The following is a 15,829-nucleotide window of genomic DNA, read 5'->3' on the forward strand; positions in this document are numbered from 1 at the left end:
AATTATGAAATGCTCATAAATGTTCGTCTTTTACCATCTATAAACAACTGGATAAAACAAAAAATGAGCATCAAGTTTCACTTGATGCTCACCTCATTATACTGCTTTTTCTTTATCAGCTACTGCTGACTTATCCCAGCACTCTGTATTTTTCAAACCTGGAATAGAATCCGCATAGAATACCGGATCTTTCCCTTGTTTCTTTTGCTTTACGTAATCTGATAATGCCGCAAAAGCATACTTAGAGAGGAATACAATCGCCACTAAGTTAATAACAGCCATAATACCCATGAATAAATCTGCTACATCCCAAACGATTTGAATTGTCGCTACAGATCCTAACATAACCATACCAAGTACAGCAATGCGGTACGCTGTTAATAGCACTTTACTTCCATTTAAGAATTCAATATTTGTTTCACCATAGTAGTAGTTACCTACTAATGAACTAAATGCAAACAAGAAGATTGCAACTGCTACAAATATAGAAGCCCATGGACCGATATGTTGACTTAACGCCTGCTGCGTTAATTGAATTCCATTTAAATCAGCTGCATTATGCACATCTGATAAAAGAATAATAAATGCTGTACAACTACAAATTAATAATGTATCTGTAAATACCCCTAAAGTTTGAATGAAACCTTGTTTAACTGGGTGCGTTACGTTCGCAGTCGCTGCTGCGTTCGGCGCACTACCCATACCTGCTTCATTTGAGAATAATCCGCGTTTTACCCCTAGTAAAATCGCGGCTCCTAGTCCCCCACCTACTACTTCTTTAATTCCGAAAGCATGTAAGAAAATCTCTTTAAATACATACGGAATTGCCGTAATGTTTGTCACAACAACGAATAATGCCACTGCTACATAAATAATTGCCATTACTGGAACAATCATTTCAACCGCGCGAGCAATTCGTTTTACTCCGCCGAAAATGATAACGGCAAGTAAACCAGCCATAACAAGACCTACTAACCTACTATCTGTTTTGAATGCCCCATCAAAGGCAGCCGCTACAGTATTAGACTGTACAGCATTAAAAATCAATCCGAAACTTACTGTTATTAGAACAGAGAACACAACACCTAACCAGCGTTTATTTAAACCCTTTTCCATATAATACGCTGGGCCCCCACGGAATGCATTCCCATCTTTCACTTTATAAATTTGCGCTAATGTGCTCTCTACAAATGCAGAAGCACCCCCAATTACCGCGATTAACCACATCCAAAATACTGCTCCTGGACCACCCGCTGAAATTGCGATAGCTACACCAGCTAAGTTACCAGTACCTACACGAGAAGCTGTACTCATACAAAATGCTTGGAATGATGATACGCCGCTCTTCTCTTTTTGTGCTTTCCTCGTTTTCGAGCTTGCTCCATCCCCAAGTAATCGAATCATTTCACCGAAGTAACGAACTTGGACAAATTTCACACGAAATGAAAAATAGAGCCCTAACCCAATTAACATCGCAATAATGACATATGACCAAAGGATATTATTTACATCCCCAATTACCCTAGCTAAAAAATCCATATTTGCATTGCCCCCTCTTCCTAACAATAAGAAAATTATATTCTAAAAACTTTTAGTAATCAAGAACTTTATGTTAGGTTTTATGACATGAATACGTTAACTATCTTAACATACGTGTTTTTTTCATAAAAATATAGCTATTACATGCATTTATCCAATACTCAATCTCTTATCCTCTTCGACCAGCCATACTTTTAAAACAGTACGTTCCCCACAAATAACGAGAGGAACAAACAAAAAAGTTATATTAATAATTACCCCTCACCCTTTTCATCATTTACTACAACAAAAAAGGCGAGCATCAAATTTACCTCGATGCTCGCCTTTTCAATTACACTGCTTTTTCTTTATCTGTTACCACTGGCTTATCCCAGCACTCTGTATTCGTTAAACCAGGAATAGAATCTGCACTGAAGACTGGATCTTTCCCTTGTTTCTTTTGCCTTACATAGTCTGTTAATGCCGCGTACGCAAATCGGCCAAGAAGTGTAATCGCAATTAAGTTCGTTATTACCATTAGACCCATAAATAAGTCTGCCATATTCCATACAACTTGAAGCGTCGCAACAGAACCGAATAATACCATTCCAACTACCGCAACACGGTAAATTGTTAACCACGTTTTACTTTGCTTAATAAATTCAATATTTGTTTCACCATAGTAGTAGTTTCCTAGAAGTGAACTGAAAGCGAATAAGAAAATAATAATCGCTAAGAAACTGCTCGCCCATGGGCCAATTTGTGAGCTTAATGCATTTTGTGTTAATTCAATACCTTCTAAGTTCGTTGCTTTATATGCACCAGAACATAGTACGATAAATGCTGTTGATGTACATACTAAGAATGTATCTACTAAAACGCCGATTGTTTGAATAAAACCTTGTTTGGCTGGATGCGTTACATCAGCTGTTGCTGCCGCGTTCGGCGCACTACCCATACCTGCTTCGTTCGCAAATAACCCGCGCTGAATACCATATTTCATCGCAGCACCGATACCACCGCCTACAGCTGAATCTAAACCGAATGCACCTTTAAAGATTTCTGTAAACACATCTGGTAGTAAATAGAAGTTTTTAATAACAACGAAAATCGCTACTGCAATATAAAGAATTGCCATTGGCGGAACAATCATTTCCGACATACGCGCAATACTTTTTACACCACCAAAAATAATAACCGCAACTAATACTGCTAATACAATCCCAACAACGTAACGCTCAATACCAAATGCATTTTTAAACGCTAATGTAACTGTATTTGCTTGTACTGAGTTGAAAATTAAACCGTAACTAATTGTAATCAGAATAGAGAACCAAATCCCCATCCAACGTTTATTTAAACCTTTTTCCATATAATAAGCAGGACCACCACGGAATCCACTGCCATCTTTTATTTTATAAATTTGTGCAAGCGTACTTTCGACGAAACTTGAAGAAGCCCCGATAATCGCAATAACCCACATCCAAAATACTGCTCCAGGTCCTCCCATAGAAATAGCTAACGCTACACCAGCTAAGTTACCTATACCAATACGAGCTGCAGAACTCATACAAAATGCTTGGAAAGAAGATACACTGCCTTTTTTACGCGTCTTTCCAGTTAACCCATCACTCATTAAACGAATCATTTCCCCTAAATGAGTAATTTGTACGAATTTCAATTTAATAGAAAAATAAAGACCTAAACCAATTAACATTGCAATAAGAATATATGACCAAAGAATTGTATTCGTTGACGAAACGAATTGTTCCAAAATATTCATACAATTAACCCCTCCTTTTCTCCATAAAACGAATTATATTTAAAAAACATTCAAAAATCAACATTTTTCGACAATTTGCAATTTCCAAATATTAGCCAGGTTCACAGTAACAATATCTTTATGACTGACTACCCTCCCTCTAACTGTGCATACTAAAACAAAAAATAAATCTACAAACTACCCCATTGACAAAAGCGTCTACCTGTAACTATAATGATTACATCAGGTTGTAACAAACCTTATTACAACACATTCATTTACTTTCAGATATACACTTTAACAAAACACTTTGGAGGGATTTATTATGAAAATCGGAATCATCGGAGCAAATGGTAAAGCAGGAAGTCGTATTTTAAAAGAAGCATTAGATCGCGGACATGAAGTAACTGCAATCGTAAGAAACGCTGCAAAAATTAAGGAAGACAATGTAAAAGTTTTAGAGAAAGATGTATTCTCTCTTACATCTAACGACTTGCAAGCATTCGATGTAGTTGTAAATGCATTCGGTGCTCCAGCAGGACAAGAACACCTTCACGTAGATGCAGGAAACGTACTAATTGAAGCGATGAAAGGTGCACCTAACACAAAATTACTTGTAGTTGGTGGCGCTGGAAGCTTGTTTGTAGACGAAGAGAAAACAACACGTGTATTTGAGACACCAGGTTTCCCGAAAGAATATCTTGCAACAGCTCAAAACCAAGGTAAAAACTTAGAAATCTTACAACAAACAAATGACATCACTTGGACATTCATCAGCCCTTCTGCACTATTCGCATTAGGAAAACGTACTGGTTCTTATAAAGCTGGTAAAGACAACCTTCTTGTGAACGCAAAAGGTGATAGCTACGTAAGTTACGAAGACTTCGCAGTTGCAGCACTTGATGAAGTTGAAAACCCAAAACATGTAAACGAACGCTTCACAGTAGTTTCTGAAGCTGAATAATAAAAAAATCTCGTAAAACATAATGTTTTACGAGATTTTTTTATTGTTACACTTGTTCTAAACCATTTGGAGTAACCTTAAAGGAAATTTCTTTAAACTTTTTCTTATCTCCTTTTCCAACGAACTCACTGTTTTTATACCAACTTAAACGATCTGACTCGGCATGATACACTTTCAATACGTCACCATACTCGAACGCCATACCATTTACTTGTTCTGCAAAATTCTGCGAAGTTTCTTGTCCTTCTGCGGTTACATGCTTTTTCTCATTTCCATTTTGATCATAAATCGTAAGGCCTATATACTGTTCATTTACAAAGCGATAATGAATCTCATCATTTGTAAATGTTGCATGTAATTTCTTTTCAGCGTGGTTTAACGTAATAATTGAACGTGTAACATCGGACACACCTTGATAGACTAGACTATCCCCATATGTCACTTCTACAGGAACTTCCGTCACTTTCTTATTTCCAAAACGATCTTTCGTTTCTACTTTCACTGTTTGCTGACCAATTTTTGTCATATCTATTTTCCCTACAAAACCTACTACTTCTCCACCCTGTACTTCAACAAAGTTCTTCACGTCTAGCGTTTCGCTATTTGTTCCGATTACTACTTGCTGCGGATTTGCTTTTACTGTTTGCTCACCGTCTAATCTTTCAAATCCATTTTCAGTTATTTTGAAGACTAATTCCTTTATCTCTTTACTTTTTCCTTCGCCCACATATACATCTTTTTGATACCAATGTAAACGAGAAGATTCCGCATGATATACTTTCACTACATCTCCATACTCAAATGCAATTCCATTTACTTCCTTAGCAAATTCTTGCGTATTCTCTAAACCTTTTACTGCTATATTTTTCTTCACTCTTCCTTCTTTATCGTACAATGTGAATTCAAAATACTTTTCATCTTTAAAGTAATCATGAATTAGGTTCTTTGTATCTGTCGCACTCAGTTTTTTCGTATCATGATGCAAAGTTACAATTGATTTTAAGTCACCATCTCTATAGCTTAGCCCATATACAAGTAGGCTATCTCCATATGTTACTGTTAGAGGAACTTCTGTCACTTTCTTATTTCCAAATCGATCTTTCGTTTCTACTTTTATTTTTTGTTCTCCGATTTTTGATGTATTTGGTTTTTCTGCAAAACCAACCACTTCTCCATCTTTTACTTGTACAAATTCTTTCGGATCTAGTTTGTCTACATCCATTCCGACTACTACTTTTTGCGGTTTCGCCGTCACTTCTTGTAAACTATCTTTTAATTCGAACCCTTGCTCAGTGATTTGGAATAATTTCTCTTTTTTATTTTTAGCCTTCCCTTGATCTACAAGTGTATTATTTTGGTACCACTTCAGACGATCCGGTTCTGCATGGAATACTTTTACTACATCACCATATTCAAAATCCAATTCATTTAGTTCCATCGCAAATCTTTTTCCCGTTTCTTGTCCTTCTGCAGATACACGTTTCTTTTCAATCCCATTTCGGTCATATAGCGTTAAGCCCATATATTCTTCTTTTTCAAAACGGTAATGTATTTCATTATTAGTAAAGTTTACATTTAATTTCTTCTTATTGTGGTGAAGTGTCACTGTCGACATTACATCATCTGAAAGTCCTTGAAAAACTATACTGTCATCATAAAATCCGTTAACTTGGACAGGAATTGAATTTTTATTTCCTTTCTCATCCCCAATTTCTACTAACACTTCCTGTTTACCATTCTCTAGTTTAGGCCATACAATCTTTCCTGTTACTTTTACATTCTCACCTAAATTTCGAACAAGTTTACTTGCTTCATTCTCGTCAGAATCTGTACCAACTAAAAGATTTTGTACTTCATTAGCAGGTTCACCATATGGAACCTTATACGGTTCAACTTGCTTCTCACGAATATCATTACTATCTGTAGCTTTCCAGATTTCCTTTTCTAATTTAGGTAACTTTGATTTTTCTATTTTCTCTCTAATATCATCATTTGGTGTTAATCCCCATTCCTCAAAGAAAGGAATTAAATTTTGCCCTGCCACTTGCGATGTCATATAAATAAATAGCTGCTTTTTCTCTTCATCAGAATGAGGCATTTCACTCTGAGGTAACAAACGATAAACTTGATGTAACCTAGGATAAAAATGTTCTCCATACACTACATTTAATTGCCAAAACATTGTAAGAGGATTAATGTCATCAATGAATCTTTCTGCTTTAGGCTTCTCTAAATACTCAAATGAGTTTTTATAGTGCTCATCCATTTCTAATTGATTCCCTAACGCCTTTTGAACAGCTAATGAGTAAATATTTACTGTTACTTCCCTTACTTTAGACCACTTCCACGGTTCTTGCTGATGTAAATGACCAACTTCATGCCACGGTCCCCATCCATCCTTCTCAAGTACCTCTATATCTAAAACTCTATTCATTGCAGTTGGAATATATCCTGTATGATAATGTTTTGCAAACATAAAGTCCCCTTTAGCAGGCTTCCGTTTTTCAACAAACTGAACATAATGAGTTGGAGATTTTGCAACCCCAACACTGTCCTCAGATAATCCTGCCACTGCGTTTTCTAAACGGATAATCTTATCATGCAATTTCATTAAATCTGTTGGATCCGTATTCTTCATATATTTCTGCACAGAATCGTAAGTAGTAGTAATTAAGCTTCTCTCACCTTTTAATTCAACTGCATAAGGATCCTTATATTTTTTTAACATTTCATCCCAATCTTTTTTTGTATGCTTACCTAAAATAAATAAAGGAAAGTGACTACCACCATTTGTAACGGAAGCTGTTACTTCTCCTTCGTTATTCATATTATAAAAATATAAAATACCGCCTCTTGAAGATGAAATAACATTTTTCCCTGGTTTTAAATCAAACTCCTCTGGGTCCTTTTCATCATAAGATCTCGTTCCAATAAAAGCTTGGATAGACTGCGTTCCTTTTATGTCAATTGTAATCTCTTCATTTGGCTCCGCATAAATTCCAGTCGGTTCATTAGCGGAAAGTTTCCAAGTAACTCTTAAACGATTATTTTCTTCTTCTACGCTACCTTTCCCCGGCAACTGAAATACTCTCTGCTCAAACTTATTCTCTTTTACCTCTTCTAATTTCCCACCTTTATTTTCTTCCAAAGGCGCCGCATACCCGTTCGATGCTTCGAAAGCTACTGGCGATAATAATGTAGATATACATATTCCAGCTACTAATACCCTACTCGTCTTTTTCTTCGACATAATCTGTGTCCCCTGTTCCTTTATTTAGATAAACTACCCTATATATTCATCTAATAAGTAATCCTATTATTTATATAAAAACATTTGATGAATGGACTAACACCTCGCGCACCTGTATATATTACTACCGCATTTCTCTCCATGCATTCGCTTTCTTACATTGTAAAATTTTTATGTAATATGCCCTCCTCACTTCTCTCTATTTGTGATGAGTTCTCTTGCTACATAAAAAAGAGAATAGTAAAAGATATTTTTCAGTATTGTCATCTATACATCTAAAAATAAAAATAGCAATAAAAACTTACATTTTCTTCATATATGACCATCTATAGGTAGTTTTTCCAAATGAATTTTACACGCTTTTACCTTCATTTAATAGCCTCCCTCCAAGAATAATATTACAATTTTGTGAATTTAATCTATTAATCGTAACGTCAGGATTTTATTATATTTATATTATTTTTAAATATAATTTAACCTTTAAAAACACTATTTCTATCCATTTTATTTTTTTCAATATAACTTTTATCCTCACATACAAAAAGCATTGGCATACGCCAATGCTTTTTTATTATCTTTTTTGATTCGGTTTATGCGGTTCATTTGGAGTATATGGCTTATTTGGTTTATTTGGAGCCTCAGCCTTTTTCCAACTTACCGCTAACTCTGGACTTGTTTTTTCTTCACTACGCTCAAGTAATACTACTGCATTTTGAATAGTCGGTGTACCTTTATGCGCAATCCCTTGTAATTTCGTTAAATTTCCTGATACTTTAAAGCTAAATCCACCAGCTGGTGTTTGTTTCGGAATTAAAATGCGGAACTTTTCTCCTACATTAAATTCTGTTTTTGTTTCGCCTTTTTCATTTGCAAATTTCACGCCCGCTGGTGCACCTGTTGCTTGCACTTTATACGTTCCGCTTTTTGCATTTGTTTCTACTGTATATAAACCTGTTTCAAAGAAATCATTTTTTAATACTGCTTCTTGTTCTTCTGTAGGAGTTACACTCATCGTAATTTCTTGTAACTCTTCACTAGCGCTTGCTTTTGCAACGATGTCTTTCGTTACTTTCTCTACATTTTTATTTCGGAAATCTAAATCATTAATATCGATTTGTTTTAACGCATTCCACACTGCAAGCTGCGTTGCGTAATGTGCTTCTCTCCAATCAGAAACACCTAATTCTTGTGGACTCTTTTGTGGATATCCATTCAATAGTACACGGTATACGTTAATATCCACTTTCCCCATTTCCGGTAAATCTTGACCGCTTGGAGATTTCAAATCTACATTTAAGCAAAAAGCAATTTTGCCATCTGCGGTTTTAATAAGCTCTGTTCGAATTGGTTTCTTCTTTGACTTACTATAACTCCAATTCATTTCATACTTTGTATGGTCCATAACTTCTGCAAATGCTTTTTGAAGCGGGAATAACACAAATAAAACACTTAAAAACATAGCTAAAATCTTGAACGATTGCTTTATATTCATGTTTACAGCCCCTTATCACAAACTTAATACTAAGTAGTATTTATTTAGAAACTATTTTTATGCACAAAAAAAGAGTGCTTTTACGCACTCTTCTTTCTTACTTTAATCTTAGAAATCGAAGTTATCAGGATCTGGACCAACGCGGTGATTTTGATTTAACGCATCGATTTTTTCCATATCTTCTTTCGTTAATTCGAAATTAAATATATCGGCATTTGCAATAATGCGGTGTTCTTTCGTTGATTTTGGAATAGTGATTACTCCATTTTGAAGATCCCAACGTAAAATAACTTGCGCTGTTGTTTTACCGTGTTTCTCAGCAATTTCTTGTAATGTTTCATTATCTAATAATTGACCTTGCATAAGTGGTGACCATGCTTCCATTTGAATACCTTGTTCTTTACAGAAAGCTTGTAATTCTTTTTGTGTTAAACGAGGGTGGTATTCTACTTGGTTAATCATTGGTTTAATTTCTGCATCTTTCATTACATCTTGTAAGTGATGAATTTGGAAATTACTTACCCCAATTGCACGTACGCGTTTTTCTTTATAAAGTGTTTCTAACGCTCTCCACGTATCTTTGTATTTCCCTTCTACAGGCCAATGAACAAGGTATAAATCTAAATAATCCAGCTCTAATTTTTTTAAGCTTTCTTCATATGCAGCAAGTGTCGTTTCATATCCTTGATCCGAATTCCACACTTTTGAAGTAATGAATAAATCTTCACGAGAAATGCCTGCTTCTTTTATACCTGCGCGAATTCCTTCACCTACAGCTTTTTCATTTCCGTAAATTGCAGCTGTATCAATGCTGCGGTATCCTGCTTTAATTGCCGATTTCACTGCTTCTACAAGTTCTGGTCCATCCTCTACTTTAAATACACCTAAACCGAACCAAGGCATTTCTACACCATTATTTAATACTGTTTTACTTTGTAAGTTTTTCATTTTATTTTCTCTCCTTTTATTTTACTTGATCTCTTTTTTCTAATGTCATACTCCACGCAGTTAAAACAACAGCACCTACTACCATAATTCCACCTACCCAAGCCGTATGAATTAATCCTAACGAGTTCGTTACAATACCGCCCAAGTAAGCACCAAGAGCAATTCCTGCGTTAAATGCTGCAATGTTAATCGCCGATGCTACATCAACAGCGCTAGGTACAAACCTCTCAGCTAATATAACAACATACACTTGTAGCCCTGGAACATTCATAAATGCGAATAGTCCCATGAAAATAATTGTGATGAATCCAGCGACTTTAAATGGCGCTGTAAATGTTAAAACAAATAATACAATCGCTTGAATAAAGAACATGTAAAATAACGCTCGAATCGGATTATGATTTGATAATTTTCCCCCGACCATATTCCCAATCGCAATTGCAATTCCGTATACTAACAAAATAATTGTAACGGTACTTGCTTTAAATCCTGTTACTTCTTGTAATAACGGAGATAAATACGTAAATGTTACGAACGTTCCCCCGTATCCTAATGCAGTAATAATAAATACAAGTAACAGTCTTCCATTCGTAATCAGCTTAAATTGATCGCGAAATGATACAGACGTACCTTTTTTTAAATTAGAAGGAATTAGCATACTATTGGCGATTAAAGCAACGATTCCAATGGCCACAATAACAATAAACGAGGCCCTCCAGCCAAATTGTTGACCGATAAATGTTCCAATTGGTACACCTGTAATAGTCGCAACAGTTAAACCAGTAAACATAAATGCTATTGCACTTGCACGTTTATTCTCAGGTACAAGCGCAGCCGCAATTGTAGATCCAATTGACATAAAAACACCATGCGCAAATGCAGATACAACCCTCGCAATAAGTAACACAGTAAAACTTGTTGCTACCGCCGCAATTCCATTACCAATAATGAAAATAATCATAATCCACATTAATAACGTCTTTCGCGACATACTAGCTGTTAATGACGTTAATACTGGAGCACCAAACGCTACTCCTAATGCATATAAAGAAACAGTTAACCCCGCTGTTGTAACAGAAACATGTAAATCCTCTGAGATAGATGGTAATAAGCCGACACTAATAAATTCAGTTGTACCAATTCCAAACGCACTAATTGCTAGTGCTAATAAAGCAAACATACTTCTCCGATTCGTCTGCATAACCGAAGAAGATACTGTATATGAATTCAATTGAACTCCTCCTTAATGCGAGAAATCCAATCATAATAGTATGATAAAAAGGCCTTTTTATCTTCTACAAAAATAACTTTACTGTTGATATATGCTATTATGAATGGCTTTACTCTTTTTTTGAAGAACGCACTTAAAAGTACGATAGGTACCTAAAAGTAACATAGGCACTTTTTAGTACCGTACTACTCATTTCCCTCTTACGTATGCTATTATGGAACATATTCAACATGATAAAAAGTACGTACTTTAAAGTGCTATAGGCACTTTTTAGTAACATTTAATTATTTAGCTTCTTTTGTTGGAGAACTTAAATCTACATTCATCAAAGGAGATTTTTATATGAAGAAATATAATATTCCCGTTGAAGCGACTTTAGAGGTTATCGGTGGAAAATGGAAGGTTGTTATCCTTTGTCATCTAACGAAAGGCACAAAAAGAACGAGTGAACTAAAACGTTTAATGCCTGGGATTACACAAAAAATGTTAACTCAGCAATTACGTGAATTAGAAGACGATGGGGTTATTCAAAGAAAGGTATACAATCAAGTACCACCAAAAGTAGAATATTCACTTACAGAATACGGTTGGTCTTTAGAGTCCATTCTTGATTCTCTTTGTACTTGGGGCGAATGCCATCTTGAAAAAAGCGGTAACACATCGATGCTAATTGTAGAAGGTGAATAATAGGAAAAAGGAAAAAACGAACATGAATTTGTTCATTTTTTCCTTTTTTTCTTTATATGTATATACATTTCTAACTGGAACAAAATATTTTATACGCTTTCATACCTTGTCAGCACTACGTTATACACTCAATATCAAATAATTAGGAATCATTTTTATGTTAACATAGGTGTATATAGTATATAATATAGGATATATATTATATACACTTTCCGGTAACGGAGCTTTTCCATTATGCGGACAAGCCATGTATCGGACAGTTCATAAATAATAAGTAAGACGTTATGGTTTTAGATTTATGTTTGCAGCTTACTTGCTGTCATAAATTTAAAGGCATTTTATTGTGTTTTGTGAAACTTTGTATAAAGTTTCGTAAACGTTTACTATCTTACTTATAAAAAATAAGAGTATTGCTATCGTAAAGGAGAATTGGAGATGCCAGAAACTATGACTCAAACAAAGCCAGAACAAGAAACTGTACAAATTTCTGCTAGCCAAGGACAACTTGATGTACTTGATCAGTTGTTAAAACCTGAGGTACAAGAATCATTAACAACACTAGTAGAACAGCTTCCAAAATTAACTGAGCTTGTTAACATTTTAACTAAGTCTTATGACTTCGCTCAAACTGTTGCTACTGATGAAGTATTAAAAAGCGACACTGTTGGTGCAATTACAGAGCTTGTAGAACCTGTAAAAGATACAGTGAAAAGCATGGCTGCAACTGCAATCGAAGCGAAAGATCGTGCTGAAGAAAGCAACGAAGTTATCGGCCTATTCGGTCTGTTAAAATTACTAAAAGATCCACAAGCACAAAAAATGTTCCGCTTTGTGAACGCATATCTTCAAATTAGTGCAGAACGTAACAATAAATAATTTAACTTATAACAACAATTAGTAAAGACGGGGGATATCATACTATGTCAAAACAAATTGTCATCTTAGGCGCTGGTTATGGCGGTCTTCTTGCCGCTTTAAACGTACGTAAATATTACAGCAAATCAGAAGCACAAGTTACAGTGATTAACCAATACCCAACACACCAAATCATCACTGAACTACACCGCCTTGCAGCTGGTAACGTGTCTGAGCAAGCAGTTGCAATGCCACTTACAAAGCTTTTCAAAGGGAAAGACATCGATCTTAAAATCGCAACAGTTGAGTCATTCTCAGTTGATAGCAAAGAAATCAAACTAGCTGGTGGCACTACTTTATCTTACGATGCACTTGTAGTTGCTTTAGGAAGTAAAACTGCTTACTTCGGTATTCCAGGACTAGAAGAAAACAGCATGGTATTAAAATCTGCTGCTGATGCAAACAAAATCTACAAACACGTTGAAGACCGCATTCGTGAATACGCGAAAACGAAAAACGAAGCTGATGCTACAATCGTAATCGGTGGTGGCGGATTAACTGGCGTTGAGCTAGTTGGTGAGCTTGCTGACATTATGCCTAAACTTGCAAAAAGCCACGGCGTAAATCCAAAAGAAGTGAAACTTCTTCTTGTTGAAGCAGGTCCAAAAATCCTTCCAGTATTACCAGACCACTTAATCGAACGTGCAACTACTAGCCTAGAAGCACGCGGTGTTACATTCTTAACTGGTCTTCCTGTAACAAACGTTGCTGGCAATGAAATCGACTTAAAAGACGGTCAAAAACTTGTTGCTAACACATTCGTTTGGACAGGCGGCGTACAAGGTAACCCATTAATCGGTGAATCAGGTCTTGAAGTTAACCGTGGACGTGCAACAGTTGATGCATACCTACAATCTACTTCTCACAAAGACGTATTCGTTGCTGGAGACAGCGCTGTTGTCTTCGCTCCAGACGGACGTCCATACCCACCAACTGCACAAATCGCTTGGCAAATGGGTGAGTTAATTGGATACAACTTATACGCAGCACTAGAAGGCAAAGCATTAGAAGAGTTCGCACCTGTAAACTCTGGAACACTTGCTAGTCTAGGACGTAAAGATGCGGTTGCTACAATTGGAGCAAGCAATACTCCACTTAAAGGCTTACCAGCATCATTAATGAAAGAAGCAAGTAACGTTCGTTACTTATCACACATTAAAGGTCTATTCAGCTTAGCTTACTAAGCTGAATATAAGCCCGAATCATGCCCTGCATGGTTCGGGCTATTTTTTATCCGTAATTTTCTCTAACTTATTTATTCGTCAAAAAAATTATATACCCTTTAAATTTATCTAAATATACTGACTTTTTATAATAAAAGCTGTCCCGTTCGGAACAGCTCTTATTGTCGCTTTTTGTCGGTAAATCGATATATTGGGAAAATCGCTGATATATTCGGATTTGCGCTGATATATTTCGAAAATCGCCGATATAATTTGAGTTACGGTCGATATATTCGAAAAATCGCCGATATATTTTCCAGCCTTACTTATTATCCTAATTTCACAAGACTGTAGTTCTTCTTCCCTTTACGAATAATAATAAATCTTCCATCAAATGAATTTTCTACAGTAACATCTGTACCCACATCTGTTACTTTCTCACCATTCATAGAAATCGCACCATTATTAATGTCCTCGCGTGCTTGTCGTCTAGATGGTTCAATCCCTAAATCGACTAGCCACTCTACGATGTTTTTCGTCTCTTTTGAAGACTGGAATGTTGGCATTTCTTTAAAGCCTTGTTCAATTTCATCAGCTGTTAACGATTTAATATCTCCGCTAAATAACGCTGCTGTAATTTTCTCAGCTTGCAGGAACGCCTCTTCTCCATGAACAAATTTCGTCATTTCTTCCGCTAACACTTTTTGCGCTTCACGTTTATGAGGCTCTGTTTCTACCTTCGCTGCTAATTCATCAATACGCTCTTTCGTTAAGAACGTAAAGTATTTCAAGTATTTAATTACATCACGGTCATCTGTATTTACCCAGAACTGGTAAAATTCAAACGGTGTCGTTTTTTCAGGATCAAGCCAAACCGCACCACCTGCTGATTTACCAAACTTCGTACCGTCCGATTTTAATAATAACGGAATCGTTAATCCGAATACTTTCGCCTCATGACCTTCTAACTTACGAATTAAATCTAAACCACTCGTAATATTTCCCCATTGGTCACTACCACCAATTTGAAGTTGAACATCCTCTTTCGTGTATAAATGATGGAAGTCCATCGCTTGCAAAATTTGGTACGTGAATTCTGTGAAAGAAATACCTGTATCTAAACGGCTTGCTACAATATCCTTCGCTAACATGCTATTGATGCTAAAGTTTTTCCCGTAATCACGTAAAAACTCAATAATATTTATTTCATGTGTCCAATCATAGTTATTTACCATCTTCACTTCGCTATTTCCACCAAAATCAAATAGCTTTTTCATTTGTGCTGTTAACGCATCTACATTATGCTGAACCACTTCTAACGTTTGAAGCTGACGCTCTGATTGTCGTCCACTCGGATCACCAATTGTTCCTGTTGCCCCGCCAATTAAAATAACAGGATGATGGCCAGCTAATTGGAATCTCTTCATCATCATAAACGGAATCAAATGTCCGATATGCATACTATCACCAGTTGGATCAACTCCGCAATATAGTGAAATCTTTTTCTCTTCTACTAGCTTACGTAAGCCTTCTTCGTCAGTCTGCTGATTAACGGCGCCGCGCCATTCTAATTCATCAATAATATTCATCTTTTGTCATCCCCTTTATTTTTTAAAAACAAAAAAGCCCCTATGTCTACGATAGACATAGGGACGATTATTCACCGTGTTACCACCCAGTTTGCATAAATAGCATAGCTACTCATACCACTCTTAGCAATAATATCGATTGCTAGTCCGCTTAGCATTACCTAAGATACTCCAGAGTGTAATTCGCAAGTTTGTTTGTGCTAGGTTCCAGCAACCCCTAGCTCTCTCGTTAACAGTGACAAACTGCTACTGGGCTCTTTCAACGTATGTTATTTGTTAAATTATTAGCCATTATATTGAATTGAAAACA

Annotated in this window: 11 protein-coding genes and 1 other annotated feature; of the genes, 4 read left to right on the forward strand and 7 right to left on the reverse strand. The window is 36.0% G+C overall.

The window, feature by feature from the left end:
* Positions 1-96: 96 nt before the first annotated feature.
* Complete coding sequence (locus NST27_RS24825) at positions 97-1,539, reverse strand: alanine/glycine:cation symporter family protein (RefSeq protein ID WP_000346415.1); 1,443 nt, start codon at positions 1,537-1,539, stop codon at positions 97-99.
* Between the two features lie 331 nt (positions 1,540-1,870).
* The gene (locus NST27_RS24830) at positions 1,871-3,301 is read right to left on the reverse strand and encodes an alanine/glycine:cation symporter family protein (protein WP_001022940.1); all 1,431 of its coding nucleotides are present in this window, start codon (positions 3,299-3,301) and stop codon (positions 1,871-1,873) included.
* 304 nt (positions 3,302-3,605) lie between these two features.
* Here NST27_RS24830 and NST27_RS24835 point away from each other — a divergent pair, with 304 nt between their 5' ends.
* Positions 3,606-4,244: an NAD(P)-dependent oxidoreductase gene (locus NST27_RS24835; protein ID WP_000689875.1), complete on the forward strand. Its 639-nt coding sequence runs from the start codon at positions 3,606-3,608 to the stop codon at positions 4,242-4,244.
* A gap of 46 nt (positions 4,245-4,290) precedes the next feature.
* On the opposite strand, the gene NST27_RS24840 is transcribed toward NST27_RS24835, so the two are convergent.
* The 4 genes from NST27_RS24840 to NST27_RS24855 form a co-directional block, all read right to left on the reverse strand.
* Entirely contained in the window at positions 4,291-7,494 is a 3,204-nt protein-coding gene (locus NST27_RS24840; RefSeq protein WP_047387140.1) for a putative mucin/carbohydrate-binding domain-containing protein, read from the reverse strand.
* Between the two features lie 571 nt (positions 7,495-8,065).
* On the reverse strand, positions 8,066-8,986 hold the full coding sequence (locus NST27_RS24845) for a thioester domain-containing protein (protein WP_001022514.1): 921 nt from the start codon (positions 8,984-8,986) through the stop codon (positions 8,066-8,068).
* A 108-nt stretch (positions 8,987-9,094) separates the two neighbouring features.
* Positions 9,095-9,934, reverse strand: coding sequence for an aldo/keto reductase (locus NST27_RS24850; RefSeq protein ID WP_000793550.1), 840 nt, complete (start codon positions 9,932-9,934; stop codon positions 9,095-9,097).
* A 16-nt stretch (positions 9,935-9,950) separates the two neighbouring features.
* Positions 9,951-11,135 carry an MFS transporter gene (locus NST27_RS24855; RefSeq protein ID WP_162840098.1) on the reverse strand — a complete coding sequence of 395 codons (1,185 nt, stop codon included), beginning with the start codon at positions 11,133-11,135 and terminating at the stop codon, positions 9,951-9,953.
* A gap of 372 nt (positions 11,136-11,507) precedes the next feature.
* On the opposite strand from NST27_RS24855, the gene NST27_RS24860 reads away from it, so the two are divergent.
* The 3 genes from NST27_RS24860 (at position 11,508) to NST27_RS24870 (ending at position 13,951) form a co-directional block, all read left to right on the forward strand.
* Positions 11,508-11,852: a winged helix-turn-helix transcriptional regulator gene (locus NST27_RS24860; RefSeq protein ID WP_000760475.1), complete on the forward strand. Its 345-nt coding sequence runs from the start codon at positions 11,508-11,510 to the stop codon at positions 11,850-11,852.
* 435 nt (positions 11,853-12,287) lie between these two features.
* On the forward strand, positions 12,288-12,728 hold the full coding sequence (locus NST27_RS24865) for a DUF1641 domain-containing protein (RefSeq protein ID WP_001115311.1): 441 nt from the start codon (positions 12,288-12,290) through the stop codon (positions 12,726-12,728).
* 44 nt (positions 12,729-12,772) lie between these two features.
* A complete protein-coding gene (locus tag NST27_RS24870; protein ID WP_000043203.1) occupies positions 12,773-13,951 on the forward strand; it encodes an NAD(P)/FAD-dependent oxidoreductase in 1,179 nt (392 codons plus the stop codon).
* A 308-nt stretch (positions 13,952-14,259) separates the two neighbouring features.
* Here NST27_RS24870 and tyrS read toward each other — a convergent pair whose 3' ends face one another.
* The gene (gene tyrS, locus NST27_RS24875) at positions 14,260-15,519 is read right to left on the reverse strand and encodes a tyrosine--tRNA ligase (RefSeq protein ID WP_001021093.1); all 1,260 of its coding nucleotides are present in this window, start codon (positions 15,517-15,519) and stop codon (positions 14,260-14,262) included.
* A 56-nt stretch (positions 15,520-15,575) separates the two neighbouring features.
* Positions 15,576-15,791, reverse strand: a binding site (T-box leader).
* Between the last annotated feature and the right edge of the window lie 38 nt (positions 15,792-15,829).

The organism is Bacillus sp. FSL W8-0770 (assembly GCF_038008705.1).
Classification (GTDB): Bacteria; Bacillota; Bacilli; order Bacillales; family Bacillaceae_G; genus Bacillus_A; species Bacillus_A cereus.